This is a genomic window from Pseudonocardia wallangbongensis, assembly GCF_054486945.1.
The window spans coordinates 245,995-263,611 of the sequence record NZ_JBRERS010000001.1; the positions used below are offsets into that span (position 1 = coordinate 245,995).

The following is a 17,617-nucleotide window of genomic DNA, read 5'->3' on the forward strand; positions in this document are numbered from 1 at the left end:
CTGCGGCGAACGCGGTCGCCGCCGGCCGGAGATGTCGGCGGAAACGGGAGCGAGGAGAGGAAATCACACGCATCGGGGGGAACCCACTCTCTGACGGCGTCTGTGCCGGATGTCCGTTCGGATGCTAAGAAGGCCCGCCAAGGGGCTCGACCTGCAGATGTCCGTGCGGTCCGGCCGCGTCGTCCGGCGCGGTTCGGGTCAGATGTCGCGGTGCCTGGCCGTTCGGCTCGGCCGTGTCCAGCGGGAAGTGACACGCCACGCTGTGTCCCGGCGACCGCTCCCGCAGCGTCGGTTCCTGGGTGGCGCACCGCTCCTGGGCGCGGGCGCAGCGGGTGCGGAACCGGCAGCCGCTCGGCGGGTCGAGCGGCGACGGCGGCTCGCCGCGCAGCGGCACGGGCCGGCGCGCCCTCCCCGTCTCCGGGTCGAGGCCCGGGACGGACGCGAGCAGGGCGGCCGTGTACGGGTGCAGGGGACCGCTGTACAGCGCGTCGGCGGGCCCGACCTCGGCGAGCTGCCCGAGGTGCATCACCGCCACCCGGTCGCTCACCTGTTTCACGAGCGCGAGGTCGTGCGCGATGAACAGGTAGGACAGCCCCATGTCGGCCCGCAGCCGCTCGAACAGGTTCAGCACCTGCGCCTGGATCAGCACGTCGAGGGACGACACGGCCTCGTCGCAGATCACCAGCGCCGGGTCCAGCGCGATCGCCCGCGCGATGGCCACCCGCTGGCACTGCCCGCCGGACAGCTCCCGCGGGCGGCGCCTGCCGAACACCGAGGGGTCGAGGCCGACGAGGTCGAGCAGCTCGTCGACCCGCCGCCTGCGCCGCTCGGCGCCCTTCACGCCGTACCCCAGGAGCGGTTCCTCCACGAGCTCCGTCACCCGCCAGCGCGGGTTCAGCGAGCCGAACGGGTCCTGGTAGACCATCTGCACGTGGCGCCGGGCGGCCACGAGCCTGCGGCGACGCAGCCCCACCAGGTCCTCACCCTGGAACAGCACCTCGCCGGACTTCGGCCGCGGGGCCTGGATCAACGACCGTGCGAGGGTCGACTTCCCGGACCCCGTCTCGCCGACGATGCCGAGCGTCTCCCCCGGCTGCACGTCGAACGACACGTCCGACACCGCGTGCACCACCCCGCCGCGCAGGCCCCCGGCGCCGCGCACCGGGAACTCCTGCACGATGTTGCGGGCCCGCAGCAGCGGGTCCTTGACCGCGCTCATCGCTTCACCTCCGGGCCCGATGGCCTCCGCTCCGCTCCGGCGGCTCGCGGGCCCTCAAGGCGCCGTCCCGCTCCTCCGGTGCTCGGTCGCTCGTTCCTCGCTCCCTGCGCGCCTCCCCCGGGGGACGGCGCCGGCCCGCTCGCGTGCCAGCAGGCCCACCAGTGCCCCGGCTCGTGCTCGTCGAACGGGGGCGCCGTCGTGCACTCGTCGGTGGCCGAGCCGCAGCGCGGCCGGAACGGGCACCCGGCCGGCAGCGCCGCCGGATCCGGCGGCTGGCCGGCCACCACCGGCAGCTCGGTGTGCGCGGGGCGTTCCAGCAACGGGATCGCGCCCAGCAGCGCTCGGGTGTACGGCATCCGGACCGACGCGAACAGCGTCGCGGCCGACGCCCGCTCGACGGCCTGCCCGCCGTACATCACCACGACGTCGTCGGCGTAGCTCGCCGCCAGCGCGAGGTCGTGGCTGATCAGGATGACCGCCATTCCCAGCCGCTCCTGGAGCTCGACGAGCAGCTCCATGATCTGCGCCTGCGTGGTGACGTCGAGCGCGGTGGTGGCCTCGTCGGCGACGAGCAGCCGCGGCCGGCCCGCGAGCGCGATGGCGATCATCACGCGCTGCCGCATCCCGCCGGAGAGCTGGTGCGGGTACTCGTGGAAGCGCCGTTCCGGGGCGGGCAGCCGCACCAGCCGCAGCAGTTCGATCGTCTGTTCCTTCGCCGCGTTCCGGTCCAGGCGCGCGTGCGCCCGGAGCGCCTCGGTGATCTGCGCGCCGACCCGCATCGTCGGGTTGAGCGAACGGGCCGGGTCCTGGAACACCATCGCGATGTCGGCGCCGCGACGGCGGCGCATCTCCCGCTCCGGCAGGCCCACCAGCTCCGTGCCGTCGAACCGGGCCGAGCCGCTCACCTGCGCGGTCGGTGGCAACAGCCCCATCAACGCCCGCGAGCTCACGCTCTTGCCGGACCCGGACTCGCCGATGATCGCGAGCATCCGGCCCGGGGCGAGGCGGTAGGACAGGCCGTTCACCGCGTGCACCGACCGCCCGGCGCGGGTGAAGCGCACCCGCAGGTCGGTCACCTCGAGCAACGAGTCCGGGTTGCGCTGCTCGGTCGTGGGTTCGGCGTCGGCCGCCACCCGTCCCGTGGTCACCGGCCGCTCCACCGCGCGCGCAGGGTCTCACCGAGCAGGTTGAAGGCGAGCACGGTGACGAAGAGCGCCGCGCACGGCCAGACCACGAGCATCGGTGTGGCCGAGAGGCTCTGCTGCCCCTGCGCGATCATGTTGCCCCAGCTGGGGGCCGGTGGGGGGATGCCGAGGCCGAGGAACGACAACGCCCCTTCGATGACCATGACGATGCCCATCCCCAGCATCCCGAACGTGATCAGCTGGGGGGTGATGTTCGGGGCGATGTGGCGCAGCAGGATCCGCCATCCCGGGGTGCCGGCGAGCTCCGCTGCGGCCATGAACGGCAGTTCCCGCAGCCGCAGCGTCGCGGCGCGCGAGATCCGGGCGAACGCGGGCACCGAGAAGAAGGCGAGCGCGAGGACGGTGTTGGTCTGGCTCGCGCCGAGGCTCTGCGCCACGGCCAGCGTCAGCACCAGCGACGGGAACGCGATCAGCACGTCCAGCACACGCATGATCACCGTGTCGACGGCGCCGCCGACCTGGCCGGACAGGGCGCCGAGCGTCCCCCCGACGATCAGCCCGAGCAGGTTCACCGCGACCGCCACCACCAGCGAGGACCGGCCGCCGTACAGGATCCGGGAGAGGATGTCGTTGCCGTTCGGGTCGGTGCCCAGCAGGTGTCCGGGCGACCCGGCGTCGAGGTAGGAGTCGAGCACGCTCCCACCGACGGGCGGCGGAACCGGCAGCACCAGCGGCCCGAGGAAGCATCCGGCGGCGATGATCACCAGCACCGCGGCGGGCAGCAGGATCTCCAGGTTGCGCGCCAGGCTCCCCGGCCGCCGGACCTCCTCGGGCCCGGCGAGCGCGGGCACGGCCTCAACGACTGCCATAGCGGATCCTCGGGTCGAGCACGGCGTAGAGCAGGTCGGCGATCAGGTTGGCGAGCACGGCCACCACGGCGAACACCACGACGCAGCCCTGCACGACGGTGGCGTCGCGGGTGTTGATCGCCTGGAGCATCAGCTGCCCCATCCCGGGCAGGGCGAAGATCTGCTCGACGATCACGGTGCCGCCGAGCAGCGTGCCGAGGTTCAGCCCGACCACGGTGATCAGGCCGAACGCCGAGTTGCGGAAGGCGTGGCGGAAGAGCACCTGCCACGGCCCGATGCCCTTCGCCCGCGCCGTCGTGATGTAGTCCTCCCCCTGCAGCTGGTCGACCAGGTCGCCCCGCAGGAAGCGCGTGTAGAAGCAGAACAGCGGGAACGCGATCGCGGCCGCCGGGAGCGCGAGCGAGTGCAGGTTCGCGCCCACCCCCTCCGAGAGCGGCACGAACCCGATCGCCGGGAACAGCGTCAGCTGCACCGCGAAGACCAGCACCAGGAGCAGCGCGAGGACGTAGTTGGCCACCGACAGGCCGGTGATGCTGACGAGCATGCTCACCCGGTCGAAGAGCTGGTTCGGCCGGTAGGCGGCGAGCAGTGCGACCGGCACGGCCAGCCCGAGGGAGACGACGAACGCGAGGGCCACCAGCTCACCGGTGACGGCCATCCGTTCCGCGATCTGGCCGGTCACCGACTGGCTGTTCACCAGCGACGTGCCGAGGTCACCGGTGACCGCGCCGCCGAGCCAGTCGAGGTAGCGCAACACCGCGGGCCGGTCCAGCCCCATCTGGACCTCGAGCGCCCGGATCTGCTCGGGCGTGGCCTCGGGCCCCAGCAGCTGCTGCGCGGCGTTACCCGGGATCAGGGCGAGCACCCAGAAGGTCAGGATGCTCACCCCGAGGATGATCGGGACCACCATCAGCAGGCGCCTGCCCACCAACCGCACGCCGGGCGGCACGGACGGCCGGGCGGGGCGGGGCGTGGATACCGCGGTCACTGCTGCTGCACCCTCCACACCTCGTCCCAGAGGATGCCGGTGTTGACCACGATCGGCGGGATCTTGGTGGTCAGCCCGGGCCCGTACACGCCTTCCGTCGCGAGGTTGGCGGGCGCGAACGCGAGCCCGAACGGCGCGTAGGCGTGGTCTGCGATGTAGCGGCCCGCGTCGACGTAGAGCCGCTCGCGCTCGGCCGGGTCGACGTTGGACTCGGCGGTGTCGAGCATCCTGTCCAGCTCCGGGTCGTGCACGCCGGTGAACGGGGAGTCGGAGGAGAAGCGGAAGCCCACGCCGACGCCGCCCGCCGGATCCCAGGCACCCGCGGTCTGCAGCATCGACTGCCACTCCCCCGAGTTGAACTGCTGGACCAGCGTCGACAGCTCGTACGTCTCGATCTGGACCGTGATGCCGGCCTGCTGCCACTGCGTCTGCAGCGCGGTCATCACCTGCTCGGCCACGTAGCCGCGCAGCGTCCCGAGGCGGACGGTGAGCCCGCCGAGCTCGGCCACGAGCTGCTTGGCGCGCTCCAGGTCGAACGTCGGGTAGCCCTCGACGGTCTCGTGGTGGAACAGCCCGCCCGGCCCGGTGAAGGACTGGCTCACCGGGTACCGGTTGCGGAACACCCCCTGCGCGATCGCCCCGAAGTCGGTGGCGCGGTAGATCGCCTCCCGGGCCCGCTGGTCGTCGAACGGGGCGAGCTCGGTGTTCAGCTGCACCACGTACGGCGACGTGGCCGGCTGCACGGTGACGGACAGGCGGCCCGCCTCCTGGGCCTGTTCGAGCAGCGGCGTGGTGTTGAGGCCCTCGTAGGCCTGCGCCTGGCCGGCGAGCAGGGCCTGGTAGGCGGGCTGGTCACCGCCGATCGACTGGAACGTGAGCCGGTCGAGGTAGGGCCGCCCCTCCTTGAAGTAGTCCGGGTTGCGTTCGAGCTCGAGCTTCGAGCTGAGCTGGTTGGACACGACCGTGAACGGGCCCGCCCCCACCGGCGTCAGCGCGAACTGCTCCTCGCCCGCCTGCTGCAGTGCCGTGGGTGAGGCGATCCAGTTGACGTTGCTGGCGGGGAAGGCATTGATCACCGCGGCGAACGGCCGGGTGAAGGTGAGCACGACGGTGCGCGGGCCGTCGGTAGCGATGCCGTTCTCGGCCAGCGGCCAGGTCGGCGAGCACGTGCACGGGGAGTCGACGTCGCGCCGGAAGTTGAACGCCACCGCCTCGGCGTCGAACGGGGTGCCGTCGGTGAACCGCAGGCCGTCGCGGATGGTGATCCGCACGGTCGTGCCGCCGTCGAGCAGCTCGTAGCTCTCGGCCTGGTGCGGGACGACCTCGGCGGCCGAGCCGTCGTCCGCGGCCTCCAGCCGGAAGAGCCCGCCGTAGATCGCGCTCATCTGCGAGATGTTGGCGCCGCCCGTGGTGTTCGTGGCCGGGTCGAGCCCGGTGGGCCAGCCGCCCGCGAACGACGCGCTCTCCAGCACCGTGAGCTCGCCGCCCCGCTGCGGCGGCCCGGCGGGCACGGCCGGACCGGCCGCCCCGCCGCCGCCCCCGCACCCGGCGAGGACGAGGAGCGCCGCGAGCAGGAGCGGCACCGCGTGCGTTCGTCTCACATGGACTCCCGTTCGGTAACGGGCAGGCTCGAGCCACCGCGCAGTGACCGGGCTCACCCCAGGCGCCCGCTCAGCCTCGGGGAGGGGGCGGCGCGGGGTGCAGGGAGGTTTCGCCGGACGGAAGAGATGTTCTTGCCGCCTGCCCGTACGTCCGTCGGGTCTCGGACATATGTCGTAGGTCGCATGGGCCGTCGCGGACGACCTGCGTGCAAGGCGCCCCCGCACTCGTGACAGCACTTGTGACCGGGCTCCTGCAGTGGTGAGACTGGGGTCGCGATCTCCGGTCACACCGGAGTAGTAACGCTGGACGAAGGGGTCGGCGTGGCAAGAGTGCTCACGCGGAAGGAGCGGCTCGCGGCGGGCTCGAAGTGCCCGGAATGCGGAGGCCCGCTCGAGCCGGGGCAGGAGGACGAGCGGCGCGGACAGCGCCGGCTCGCCGCCATCGCCCGCGCGGCGTCGAGCGTCGCCGACGCGGCGTCGCTCAGCGTCACCCTGGACGTCGTCGCCAACGAGGTGGTGCAGGCCGAGCACATCGCGGCCGTGCAGATCCTCCGGGTCGAGAGCGGCACCATGCGGGTGGTCGGCAAGGCCGGCTTCACGGATGCGGAGGACTTCACCGAGCGGTTCGAGGAGTGCCGGCGTCTGGGCGCCCGGATGATGTTCGTCGAGGCCTTCGAGACGTGCCGCCGGATCGTCGAGCCCAACCGCAAGGCCGCCGTGATGGCCGACCCGGCGTGGGGCCCGCTGCACCGGATCATGGGTGCCCCCGGGTGGGACGCGTTCGCCGCCGTCCCGCTGGTGGTGCGGGGCCGCGCCGTCGGCGTCCTCAACGCCTTCTACAAGCCCGGCGAGCCGCCCGGCACCGCGGCGCTCGAGTTCCTCGAGGCGATCGCCGACCAGGCCGCCACCGCCGTCGACTCCGCCGACCTGCTCGCCCGGTCCCGGCACGACGCCCAGCTCGCCGAGCGCGCCCGGCTCGCCCGCGAGCTGCACGACTCGGTCGTGCAGCAGGTGTTCTCCATGCGCATGCAGGCCAAGGCGTTGCAGGCGCAGGTCGCGCCGGGCCGCACGGTCCGCACCGAACGCGTGCGGGCGGTGGCCGACGAGCTGCTCGACCTCGCGCAGACCGCACTCGCCGACCTGCGCGGCCTCGTGCTCCAGCTGCACCCGGTGGAGCTGGTCGAACGCGGGCTCGCCGGTGCGGTGCGCAGCCACGTCGAGTCGGTCCGGGGCACGTCCGGCCTGGACATCGACGTGGACGTCGACCTCAGCCCGGACGTCGCCGACCTGCCGGTCGAGCTGCAGGAGGACCTCTACCGGGTCGTGCAGGAGGCGCTGCACAACGTCGTGAAGCACGCGGGCGCCACCCGCGTGTCGGTGCACATCACCACGAGCGGGCCACCGGACCGGGTGGTCGTCGAGATCAGCGACGACGGGAGCGGGCTGACCGCGCAGGTGCGGGCCGGCGCGCTCGGCCTGGTGTCGATGCGGGAACGAGCGGAGCGATGGGGCGGATCGATCGAGATCGGCAACATGGACGGTACGGATGGGCACGGGCCGGGCTGTCGGGTGCGGGTGTACGTCCCGGTGGACGGTCCGGGCCCCGCCCGGTGAGCGATCTCCTGCCGGAGCCGGGACCCAGCGGCGACATCGGCGTGCTCGTCGTCGACGACCACGCGGTGGTGCGGCGCGGGCTGACCGCCTACCTGGAGAGCGCCGAGGGCATCGAGGTGCTCGCGGAGGCCGTGGACGGCAAGGACGCGATCGACCAGCTGCAGCGGCTGGCCACCGAGAGCCGCCTCCCGCAGGTCGTGCTCATGGACGTGCTGATGCCGAGGATGGACGGGATCGCCGCCATCCGGGCGGTGCTCGCCGGGCACCCCGGCGTGCGGGTCGTCGTGCTCACCAGCTTCGGCGAGCTGGAGCGGGTGCACGCCGCGCTGGAGGCCGGCGCGTCCGGCTACCTGCTCAAGGACGCCGACCCGGACGAGGTCGCCGCCGCGATCCGCTCGGCCGACCGCGGCGAGGTGCACCTCGACCCCACCGTGGCCGGGCGCCTCACCCGCCGCCTCGTCTCGCCGCCCACCGGCCTCGCCGCCCTCACCGCGCGCGAGCGTTCGATCCTCGCGCTGGTGGCGCGCGGCATGTCGAACCACCAGATCGCCGCGGAGCTCTACATCAGCGAGCGCACCGCGCGCACCCACGTCAGCCACATCCTCGCGAAGCTGCAGCTGACCTCGCGCACGCAGGCGGCACTGGTCGCCATCCGGGAAGGACTCGTCACCCCACCCAGCCCCTGACCGAACCCCGCCCACCAGTCCCGAACCACGCGGAGGTGCGACATGACCTTGATCCCGGACGTCCCGGCGGCGGCACAACCAGCCGGAGTGCCGCGCCGTGGCCCGGGGACGGCGCGCCCGACCGCAGCCGGACGCGCCCTGTCGGTGCTCGACGCGTTCGGGCCGCGCCACCGATGTCTGTCGCTCTCCGAGATCGCCCGCCGCGCCGGGCTGACCCTGCCCACCGCGCACCGCCTCACCCGCGAGCTCGTGGACTGGGGCGCGCTCGAACGCGACAGCGCGGGCCGCTACTCGGTGGGGCTGCGCCTCCTGGAGCTGTCGGCGCTGGCCCCCCGCGGCCTGGAGCTGCGCGAGGCGGCGTTCCCGCACGTCGAGGACCTGCACCAGATCACCCGCGGCAACATCCAGCTGGCCGTCCGCGACGGCATGCAGGTCGTGTACGTCGAGGCCATCCGCGCCCGGGTGCGCAACCCCGTGACCAGCCGCGTCGGCGACCGCTGGCCGATGCACGCCACGGGCACGGGGCTCGTGCTCCTCGCCTTCTCCGAGCCCGACTTCCAGGAGGCCGTGCTGCGCTCCCCGCTGGAGCGGTTCAACCCGATGACGGTGACCGACCCCGCCGAGCTGCGCCGCACCCTCGCCCACGTCCGCCGCACCGGGGTCGCGGTGGCGCGCGGCCAGATCACGATGCCCGACCTGGTGGTCGCGGTGCCCGTCCTGGACCCGGCAGGCGACGTGACGGCGGCGATCAGCGTGGTGGTGGAGACGGAAGGCGCCAGACCAAGAGAACTGGCGGCGGTCCTGAAACAGGCGAGTAGAGCGATAACGCGAGCCCTCGGCCCCCGCCGATAGCGACTCCGCACACCCAGCAGGTACTCCGCACAAGCCCGGCGCTGTGCGAAGTGACCGCTGGATGCGCGAAGTCGTTCTATCGGGGCGGGTCGATACCGAGCCAGTTCCACGCGTTGCTCCAGGTGATCTGCTCCAGGACCTCCGGGGCCAGGTCCAGGGAGCGCAGGCTGCGGCCCGCGGGGTCCTCGCGGGGCATGGCCGGGAAGTCGGAGCCGACGAGCACGCGGTCGGCGCCGAGCAGGTCCACGATGTACCGCAGGGCGCGGCGGTCGAACACCATCGAGTCGTAGTAGAAGCGGCGGGCGTACTCCAGGGGCGAGGGGCCGTCGGTGTGCGCGATCGCCCGCTCCGGCACGGCCGGTTCCTCGTTCCACGTGCCGCCCCAGAAGTACTGCGCCCTCGGCACCATCAACGGGAACCCGCCCGCGGCGTGGCTGAACGAGATCCGCAGGTCGGGGCAGGCTTCCGCGGTGCCGCCCGCGATGATCGACGCCGCGGCGAGCGCGCCCTCCAGCCCGACGACGTACGTGCCGGCCGCCGAGCGGGGCAGCCGGTCGGTCGGGGCCGGCATCGCGTGCACGAACACCGCCAGGCCGAGGCGCTGCGCCTCGCTGAAGAACGGCAGGAACCGCTCGTCGCCGATCGAGGCACCGAGCACGTTCGAGGCGATCTCGACGCCGCGCAGCCCCTGGTCCCGGATCGCCTTCAGCTCCGCGGCCGCGGCGTCCGGGTCCTGCATCGGCACCATGCCGAGCCCGACGAGGCGGTCCGGGGCGGCGGCGCACAGTTCGGCGGCGAACTCGTTGACGTGCCGGGCGAGCGACAGCCCGTCGGCGGCCGGCAGGTCGTAGCGCAGGAGCGGCGGCATCGGGCTGAGCACCTCGGCGTCGACGCCCGAGCGGTCCTGCTCCTCGATCCGGCGCTCGACGTCGAAGAACGCGTCGCGCGCGCGGAACCGCGTGGCGCCGAACAGCAGTAGCCGGGCGGTCTCCCCGTCGATCGCCTCCATCCGGGGGAAGCACTCGGGCGCGTCGTCCGGGTAGTCGCGCGGCAGCAGGTGGGCGTGGGCGTCGACCAGCAACGCAGAACTCCTCTACAGGTGGGGGTGGACCGACACGTGCACCGCGGACTCGCCCGGCACCTCGCCGCCGAGCGTCTCGATCGCGCGCGCGACGTCGTCCAGGCCGAACGTGTGGGTGTGCAGCTTCTCGAGGGGGAACCGGCGGGACTCGATGATCGCGATCGCCTCGGCGTAGCCGCGCGCGTCCACCCCGTAGGCCCCGCGCACGGTGAGCGCCCGGTTGATGATCAGGTCGGTCTTCAGCGGCACCTCGGCGCCGCCCTTCAGCCCGGCGAGCACCACCCGGCCGCCGTGCTTGGCCGCCAGCAGGGCGTGCGTGACGGGGGCAGCCGCCATCGGGGTCAGCTCCAGCACGACGTCGGCCATCGCCCCGTCGGTGATCTCGCGGACGCGCTCCACGGTGTCCTCGGCGTCCGGCCCGTCGACGACGATCGTGTGGTCCGCGCCGAACTCCTTCGCGAGGGCCAACTTGTGCGCGTCGGCCTCCAGGCCGGTGATGATGATCGTCCCGGCGCCCGCGGCCCGCGCCGCGATCACCGCGGCGAGGCCGCGCTGCCCGGCTCCGAGCACCACCAGGGTGTCGCCCAGGCCGACCTCGCCGAGGTGCACCGCCCAGCGCACGCCCGCGCCGAGCGGGTTGAACATGACCGCCAGCTCGGCCGGCAGCGTCTTGTCCACCTTGTGCAGCACGGCGCCGGGCGTCAGGTAGAGGTGCTCGGCGAACCCGCCCCACAGCGACGGGGCGACGTCGATCCCGGTGACGCCGTGGCCGAACTTCCGGTTGCGGCAGGACTGGTAGCGCCCGGTCAGGCAGTCGTGGCAGGACCGGCACGGGACGATCACCTCGAGGGCCACCCGGTCCCCGGGCTGCACGCCCCAGCGCTCGGCGGCGCGGTCACCGATCTCCTCGACGATGCCCATGGGCTCGTGCCCCGGGATCGTCGGCCCGCGCCCCATGCCCAGGTGGCCCCGGTACGACTCGACGTCGCTGCCGCAGATGCCGTTGGCCTCGACGCGGAGCAGCCCGTCGTCCGCACCGATCGTCGGGCGCGGGAACTCCCGCATCTCGATCTGGCGCGGCGCCACCTGCACGGCCGCACGGACGGTGTCAGTCATTCAGTCGTCTCCTTCCTCTCGACCGGGACCGCGGTCGCGGACCAGTCGCTGAACAGGCGGACCACCATCGAGATCCCGGCGTTGCGGGCCCCGGCCACGGCGATCAGCAGGTGGTTCGGCTCGCCGTCGGAGAGCAGGGGGTCGAAGCCGTCGGGGCGCTCACCGCTCGCGTGCCGTACCCCGTTGTCGCCCATGCCGTCCTTGCCGACGTCCGCGAGGTCGCCGACCGTCCGCCCGCAGCGCTCCGCGAGCCACGCGCGGACCTTCGCCCGGTCGAACCCGGCGCCGGCGAGGAGCTGGGCGTGCTCGGGGCAGAACACGATCCCGGCGGAGGCGTGCCGGAAGATCCAGGCGCCGGTGCGGGAGATCGTGTCGGCGAAGTCGGCGAGCAGCTGCTCGGCGTCGCTCGTGTGCCGGTTGTCCACGAACTCCGACGTCCGCAGCAGCGTGGCCGCCACCGCCGACGCGCCGGCGGGCAGCCCGGCCTCGACGGCGAGCGGCTCCCAGGGGCTCTCCTCCTCGTTCTCCGCCACGCAGATCGACCACCGCCCCGGCAGCCCTTGGGTGGCCTGCTCGAACACGTGCGGGTGGATCCCGAGCGCGTTGCGCACGATCAGCCCGATCGCCCGCGCGACGGTGGCGTTGGCCCGGAATCCCGGCCCGAACACGCCGCCCGCCTTGTTGAACCCCAGCTCGTCGCGCACCGGGCCGTTGACGACGATCAGGGGCGCCGGCCCGCTCGTCGACTGCCATCCCCCGCCGCCGGTGGCCCGCTCGCGCATCAGCGCGTCCCACGCGGCGAGCACGACGGGGAAGTACTCGGGCCGGCAGCCCGCCATCGCGGCGTTGATCGCGGCGAGCTCCACGGTGACCTCGCGGTCGACCTGTGCGAGCCGGCCGATCACCTGGTCCGGCGCCCGGTCCGTCGTGGCCAGGAACCGGTCCACGAGCGGCTGCGACGCCGGCACCAGCGGCAGGCCGTCCGACCACCCCTGGTCGTAGCAGTGCTCGATCGCGGCCTGCGCGCCGTCGGGGTCGAGGTCGGTCATGCCGTCAACAGCTCGGCAACCGAGGCGGCCAGCTGCGCCGCGCGTTCCCGCACCTGGTCCGGGGTCAGGATGGCGACCGGGTGCGGCGTCGTCAGGTAGCGGTAGCCGGGCGCGCCGCGCAGCGCGGCCATCGCGTCGGCGGTGGCCACGAACGCGTCGCTGCAGATCACCGCCGCCGGCAGGCCGGCCCGTTCGAACGCCACACCGTCGGCCGCGGCGGCGGCGCTGCACGAGCCGCAGTCGCCGACGCCCGTGACGACGGCGTCGCACTCGCGGCCGTACTCGGCGACGAGCTCGTCGGACGCGGGCAGGGCGAACGCGGTCTTGGTGCGCATGAGCGTCACCGCGGCGGCGCCGTGCTCGGCGACGAGGAGCTTGCCGACCTCGTCGAGCAGCAGGCCGGCGTTCTGCTTCGTGTTCTCCAGCAACCCGATGCGGACGCCGGCGAGGTCGCGCCTGCGAGGAGCGGACGAGAACCTGGCGGCCACCCCAGAGTTGATCTCAGGCGCGCCACCGGTGGGGTCGAGGATCGCGTTCGGCCCGGCGATGGGCATGGTCATCCCTCCGATGTCAGCGCGCGAGGCGGGTGAGCCGGGACTTCATCTCGGAGCGTTCGAGCGAGCCGGGCGGCACGAGCGTGACGGCCGCGCGCACCGAGAGCCGGTTGCGGACGAGCGCCTCGACGTCCCGGGCGAGCTGCTCCCGGTCACCGGGTTGCTCCCCCCACTCGACCTCCACGGACAGTGGCGGCTCGACCCGCGGCCCCGCCGCCGGCAGGACGATCTGCACGGCTCCGGTGGTGCGCGGGTGCAGGGTCTGCACGAGGTCGCGCACCGCGGAGGGGAAGACGTTCACACCGAGCACGATCAGCATGTCGTCGGTGCGGCCGACGCAGCGGATCAGCGGTGCCCCGTCGGCGGCCCGGCCGGTGACGACCACCCGGTCGCGGGTGCGGAAGCGCACCAGCGGGCAGCACTCGCGGTCCACCGAGGTGTAGACGAGCTCGCCGGTGGCCCCCTCCTCGGCGCCGACCGGGTCACCGCTGTCGGGGTCGATCAGCTCGACGACGACGTGCCGGCCACCGGTGAACCGCATCCCCGCGCTGCCGGGCGCCTCGCCGAACAGGACGGGCGCCATGTCGGCGTTGCCCAGCCCTTCGGTGACGGGGGCGCCCCACTCGCTCTCGACGTGCGCGCGGAACGCCGGCTCGCCGCCCCCGGGCTCGCCGCCCACGAAGACCTTGCTCAGGCCGAACTCCTTCGGGTCCCGGCCGAGGCCCCGGATGTACTCGGCCAGGTACCGGGCGTAGGACGGGGTGGAGTGCAGTGCGGTGACGCCGAGCGTCTCGAGCGCCAGCACCGCCTTCTCCGACGCCCCGGTGCCGATCGGCACGAGGGTGGAGCCGATCCGTTCGAGGGCGTCGCGGATCGGGAGGCCGCCGACGAAGAGCGTGAGCCCGGCGCCGTGCAGCACGACGTCCTCGCGGGTGGCGCCCATCGTCCGGAACGCGCGGGCCACCATGTCGGTCCACGCCGCGGCGTCGCGGCGGGTGACCCCCACCCAGCTCGGCCGCCCGGTGGTGCCGGTGGACGCGTGCACCCGCACCACCTCGCTCATCGCCACGCCGGCGTGCCCGCCCAGCGGCGGCGCGGCGGCCTGGGAGTCGCGCAGCATCTGCTTGGTGGTGAACGGGAACTTGCGCAGGTCCTCGAGCGAGGCGAACGCCGCGGCCGTGACGCCGTGCTCGGCGAGGTGGTCGGCGTAGAGCGGCGACCGGGCGGGCAGCCCCTCCAGCTGCGCGCGCAGCAGTTCGGTGACGTCGTCGACGTCGTCGGGTGCGACGAACCATGCAGCGGTCACGGCGTCAGTCCTCGTGGACCACGACGCCGCGGATGTTCTTGCCATCCGTCATGTCCTGGTAGCCCTGGTTGATCTCGTCGAGCCGGTAGCGGCGGGTGACCAGCTCGTCGAGCTTGAGGTCGCCGGAGCGGTAGAGCCCCAGCAGCTTGGGCACGTCGTAGAGCGGGTTGCAGTCGCCGAAGAGCGCTCCGCGGACCTGCCGCTGGTAGCTGATCATCTGGCCCGCGTGCACGGTGACGGCGTTCTCGCCCAGCTTGCCGACGGCGGTGATGGTCACCTTGCCGCCCTTGCCCACCACCTGCACGGCAGCACTCACGATGTCGCCGGTCAGCACCCCGGGGGTGCAGATCGCGTGGTCGGCGAGCTGACCCCAGGTCGTCTCGACCACGAAGTCGTGCGCGGCCTTCGCGTCGGCGAAGGTGTGCGTGGCCCCGAAGACCTTCGCCATGTCCCGCTTGAACTCCACCGGGTCCACCACGACCACGTTCTTCGCGCCCGCGTACCGCGCGCCCTGCACCGCGTTGCTGCCCACACCGCCCGCGCCGTAGATCACGACGGTGTCGCCGGCCCGCACGCCGGCCGCGTGCACCGCGGACCCCCAGCCGGTCGGCACGCCGCAGCCGACGAGCGCACCGATCTCGAACGGGATGTCGTCGGCCAGCGGGATGCACGCCCACTCCGACACCACCGAGTACTGGGAGAACGAGCCGACGGTGCAGAACCCGCCCAGGTCCTCGTCGCCCAGGTGGAAGCGGAACGTGCCGTCGAGGAACATCCCGGTGCCCGCGTTGAGGCCCTTCACGCACATGTTCTGGTGCCCGGTGGAGCACGGCCGGCAGGCCCCGCACGCCGGGATGTAGGAGCAGACGATCCGGTCGCCCGGCTTGACCCGGCGCACGTCCGGCCCGACCGACTCCACGACGCCCGCGCCCTCGTGGCCGCCGACGACCGGCATCCGGACGGGGGCGTCGCCCTGCGTGATGTGGTCGTCGGAGTGGCACAGGCCCGCGGCGGCGAACTTCACGCGCACCTCGTGCGCCTTCGGCTCGTCCAGCTGCAGATCGACGAGCTCCCAGCCGGTGTGCGGCTGCCGCGCGATCGCCGCGCGGGTCGTGATGGTCATGAGGGGACCCCCGTTGACAGTGGGAGGGCTGCCACCTGCGGCAGCACCTCGGCGCCGATCAGCGCGATGTGGTCGAGGTCGTGGATGTCGTAGATGTGCAGGTAGACGGTGTCGGCGCCGGCGCCGGTGAGCTCGCCGATCCGCTCGGCCACCTCGGCGGGCGAGCCGATGGCGGCGTTGTTCCGCATCAGCTCCGACCCGATGATCGCCGCCCGGCGCTCCGTCTCGGCCGGCGTGGCGCCGCACGCGACCGGCAGCACCGCCGAGAGCCGCGCGCCGGCGGGGTCGCGCCCGATCGCCTCGCAGGCACCGGCGAAGCGCGCGAACCGCTCGCGCAGCCCCGCCGCACCCCCGGCGGCCGTCAGCGCCCCGTTGAACTCCGTCGCGTACCGGGCGGCGATGGCCGGGGTCCGCTTCGGGCCGCTGCCGCCGACGATGATCGGCGGGTGCGGGCGCTGCACCGGCCGCGGCGGGGTGCGGTTCTCGTCGATCCGGTAGTGGGTGCCGGCGAAGCTGAACCCGGGCCCCGACCACAACCCGGTGATGACGGCGAGCTGCTCCTGCAGGATGTCGAACCGCTCCCCCCGCGGCGGGAACGGGATCCCGAACGCCGTGTGCTCGCGCTCGTACCAGCCCGTCCCGATCCCCAGCTCCGCGCGCCCGCCGCTCATCTCGTCGACCGAGGCGACGATCGCGGCGAGCAGGCCCGGCTCCCGGAACGTCGCCGCCGTCACGAGCGAGCCCAGCCGTACCCGCGCGGTGTCGCGGGCCAGGCCGCCGAGGGTCGTCCAGCAGTCGGTCGGGCGGTACGTCGAGTCGTTCGGGTCGACGCCCATCAGGTGGTCCGAGCGGAAGAACGCGTCGAACCCGGCCTCCTCGGTGGCCAGCGCGAGCGCCAGGATCTCCTGGTACCGGGCGCCGTGGCGGGGCTCCATCAGCACCCGCATGCGCAGCCCGCTAGCCACGGAACGACACCGTCTTCACCTGCGTGTACTCCAGCACCGCGTCCGCTCCCATCGTCCGGCCGAAGCCGCTGCGCTTGTAGCCGCCGAACGGCCCGCCGATCACCCCGGCACCGAGCGCGGAGTTGACCACGACCTGCCCGGCCTGCAGCCCGCGCGCCATCCGCACCGACCGGCCGACGTCGCGGGTCCAGACCGAGGCGACGAGCCCGTAGTCGGTGCCGTTGGCGACCTCCAGCGCCTCCGCCTCGCCGTCGACCGGGATCACCGACAGCACCGGGCCGAAGATCTCCTCCCGCGCGATCCGCATGTCCGGGGACACCCGGTCGAAGAGCGTGGGTTCCACGAAGAAGCCGCGCTCGAAGACCGGACCGGCCGGGCGCCCGCCGCCCGTGACGAGCTCCGCACCCTCGTCCCGGCCGACCCGCACGTAGTCCAGCACCCGCGCGTGCTGCGTCGCGTTGATCAGCGGGCCCATCTGCACCTGCTGGTGCCACGGGCCGACGCTCACCCCCGCCATGTGCCGGGCCAGCCGCTCGACCACCTCGGTGTGCACCGCCCGGTCGACGACCACGCGCGAGCCCGCGGCGCAGATCTGCCCGGTGTTGAGCGTGATCCCCGCGACGATGGCGGGGATCGCGCGGTCGAGGTCGGCGTCGGGGAACACCACCTGCGGCGACTTGCCGCCCAGCTCGAGGTGCAACGGCACCAGGTTCGCCGCGCACGCCGCCATCACCTGCGCCCCCGTCTGCGGCGAGCCGGTGAAGCTCATGCGCCGGATCCCCGGGTGGGCCGCGAGCGCCGCGCCGGCCTCCGGGCCGTAGCCGGTGACGACGTTGACGACGCCCGGCGGGATCCCGGCGTCGGCCGCGAGCCGGGCCAGTGCGAGCGGCGTGAGCGGGGCGTCCTCGGCCGGCTTGACGACGATCGTGTTGCCGGCGGCGATCGCCGCCCCGGTGTCGGTGACGAACATCGGGCCCGGCGCGTTCCACGGGATGACGCTGCCGACCACGCCGAACGGCTCGCGCAGGGTCAGGCCCAGCACGTCCGGCGACTGGGTCGGGAGGGACAGGCCCTGCACCTTGTCGGCCTGGCCCGCGATGAACGTGAGGATGCGCGACATCGGCGGCGGGCCCCAGTGCGGGCGGCCCACCTCCTGCGACTCGAGGCGGTCGAGGTCTGCGTTGTGCTCCTCGACCAGCGCGGCCCAGCGGGCCACGAGCGCGCCGCGGGCGCTCGCGCTCGTGTCGCGCCACGCGAGGAACGCGGCCTCGGCGGCGCGCACGGCGGCGTCGACGTCGGCGGCGGTGCCGCGGGGCACCCGGGCGAGGAGGTCACCGGTGGCCGGGTCGATCACGTCTATGGTCTCGCCGGACACCGCCGGGACCCACTCACCCCCGATCAGGTGCGCGTTCTCGACGAAGGGCGGCGCGGCCGGTGCGGTCGTCATCC

16 protein-coding genes are annotated in these 17,617 nt (G+C 73.5%); 3 read left to right on the top strand and 13 right to left on the bottom strand.

Translation table 11 applies throughout. The annotated features are described in order from the left end of the window. Positions 1-124: 124 nt before the first annotated feature. Genes ACU436_RS01210 through ACU436_RS01230 form a run of 5 tightly spaced genes read right to left on the bottom strand, consistent with a single transcriptional unit; the run spans position 125 to position 5,822 of the window. A complete protein-coding gene (locus ACU436_RS01210; protein WP_459020737.1) occupies positions 125-1,219 on the bottom strand; it encodes an ABC transporter ATP-binding protein in 1,095 nt (364 codons plus the stop codon). Beyond that, a complete protein-coding gene (locus ACU436_RS01215) occupies positions 1,216-2,367 on the bottom strand; it encodes an ABC transporter ATP-binding protein (protein ID WP_459020738.1) in 1,152 nt (383 codons plus the stop codon). Before ACU436_RS01215 ends, ACU436_RS01210 begins: the two co-directional genes overlap by 4 nt. Continuing rightward, positions 2,364-3,233, bottom strand: a complete 870-nt coding sequence (locus ACU436_RS01220; RefSeq protein ID WP_459020739.1) for an ABC transporter permease — start codon at positions 3,231-3,233, stop codon at positions 2,364-2,366. Before ACU436_RS01220 ends, ACU436_RS01215 begins: the two co-directional genes overlap by 4 nt. Then, positions 3,220-4,221 carry an ABC transporter permease gene (locus tag ACU436_RS01225; protein ID WP_459020740.1) on the bottom strand — a complete coding sequence of 334 codons (1,002 nt, stop codon included), beginning with the start codon at positions 4,219-4,221 and terminating at the stop codon, positions 3,220-3,222. The genes ACU436_RS01220 and ACU436_RS01225 overlap by 14 nt, the downstream gene beginning before the upstream one ends. Further along, the gene (locus tag ACU436_RS01230) at positions 4,218-5,822 is read right to left on the bottom strand and encodes an ABC transporter substrate-binding protein (protein WP_459020741.1); all 1,605 of its coding nucleotides are present in this window, start codon (positions 5,820-5,822) and stop codon (positions 4,218-4,220) included. The genes ACU436_RS01225 and ACU436_RS01230 overlap by 4 nt, the downstream gene beginning before the upstream one ends. 321 nt (positions 5,823-6,143) lie before the next feature. Here ACU436_RS01230 and ACU436_RS01235 point away from each other — a divergent pair, with 321 nt between their 5' ends. From ACU436_RS01235 to ACU436_RS01245, 3 genes are read left to right on the top strand one after another with little or no spacing between them, the layout of a single operon-like run. Next, the gene (locus tag ACU436_RS01235) at positions 6,144-7,436 is read left to right on the top strand and encodes a GAF domain-containing sensor histidine kinase (RefSeq protein WP_459020742.1); all 1,293 of its coding nucleotides are present in this window, start codon (positions 6,144-6,146) and stop codon (positions 7,434-7,436) included. After that, positions 7,433-8,122: a response regulator gene (locus ACU436_RS01240; RefSeq protein ID WP_459020743.1), complete on the top strand. Its 690-nt coding sequence runs from the start codon at positions 7,433-7,435 to the stop codon at positions 8,120-8,122. Before ACU436_RS01235 ends, ACU436_RS01240 begins: the two co-directional genes overlap by 4 nt. A 42-nt stretch (positions 8,123-8,164) precedes the next feature. Continuing rightward, entirely contained in the window at positions 8,165-8,974 is an 810-nt protein-coding gene (locus ACU436_RS01245; RefSeq protein WP_459020744.1) for an IclR family transcriptional regulator, read from the top strand. Positions 8,975-9,050: 76 nt separating this feature from the next. On the opposite strand, the gene ACU436_RS01250 is transcribed toward ACU436_RS01245, so the two are convergent. From ACU436_RS01250 to ACU436_RS01285, 8 genes are read right to left on the bottom strand one after another with little or no spacing between them, the layout of a single operon-like run. After that, positions 9,051-10,055, bottom strand: coding sequence for an amidohydrolase family protein (locus ACU436_RS01250; protein WP_459020745.1), 1,005 nt, complete (start codon positions 10,053-10,055; stop codon positions 9,051-9,053). A 12-nt stretch (positions 10,056-10,067) separates the two neighbouring features. Continuing rightward, positions 10,068-11,171: a zinc-dependent alcohol dehydrogenase gene (locus ACU436_RS01255; protein ID WP_459020746.1), complete on the bottom strand. Its 1,104-nt coding sequence runs from the start codon at positions 11,169-11,171 to the stop codon at positions 10,068-10,070. Next, complete coding sequence (locus ACU436_RS01260; protein WP_459020747.1) at positions 11,168-12,220, bottom strand: hypothetical protein; 1,053 nt, start codon at positions 12,218-12,220, stop codon at positions 11,168-11,170. Before ACU436_RS01260 ends, ACU436_RS01255 begins: the two co-directional genes overlap by 4 nt. Then, positions 12,217-12,780 carry a UGSC family (seleno)protein gene (locus ACU436_RS01265; RefSeq protein WP_459020748.1) on the bottom strand — a complete coding sequence of 188 codons (564 nt, stop codon included), beginning with the start codon at positions 12,778-12,780 and terminating at the stop codon, positions 12,217-12,219. The genes ACU436_RS01260 and ACU436_RS01265 overlap by 4 nt, the downstream gene beginning before the upstream one ends. Before the next feature lie 10 nt (positions 12,781-12,790). Next, on the bottom strand, positions 12,791-14,080 hold the full coding sequence (locus ACU436_RS01270) for a phenylacetate--CoA ligase family protein (protein ID WP_459020749.1): 1,290 nt from the start codon (positions 14,078-14,080) through the stop codon (positions 12,791-12,793). 4 nt (positions 14,081-14,084) lie between these two features. Continuing rightward, positions 14,085-15,203 carry an NDMA-dependent alcohol dehydrogenase gene (locus ACU436_RS01275; protein WP_459020750.1) on the bottom strand — a complete coding sequence of 373 codons (1,119 nt, stop codon included), beginning with the start codon at positions 15,201-15,203 and terminating at the stop codon, positions 14,085-14,087. Beyond that, a complete protein-coding gene (locus ACU436_RS01280) occupies positions 15,200-16,150 on the bottom strand; it encodes a TIGR03560 family F420-dependent LLM class oxidoreductase (protein WP_459022582.1) in 951 nt (316 codons plus the stop codon). The genes ACU436_RS01275 and ACU436_RS01280 overlap by 4 nt, the downstream gene beginning before the upstream one ends. 10 nt (positions 16,151-16,160) lie before the next feature. Beyond that, a complete protein-coding gene (locus ACU436_RS01285) occupies positions 16,161-17,615 on the bottom strand; it encodes an aldehyde dehydrogenase family protein (RefSeq protein ID WP_459020751.1) in 1,455 nt (484 codons plus the stop codon). Positions 17,616-17,617 lie beyond the last annotated feature (2 nt).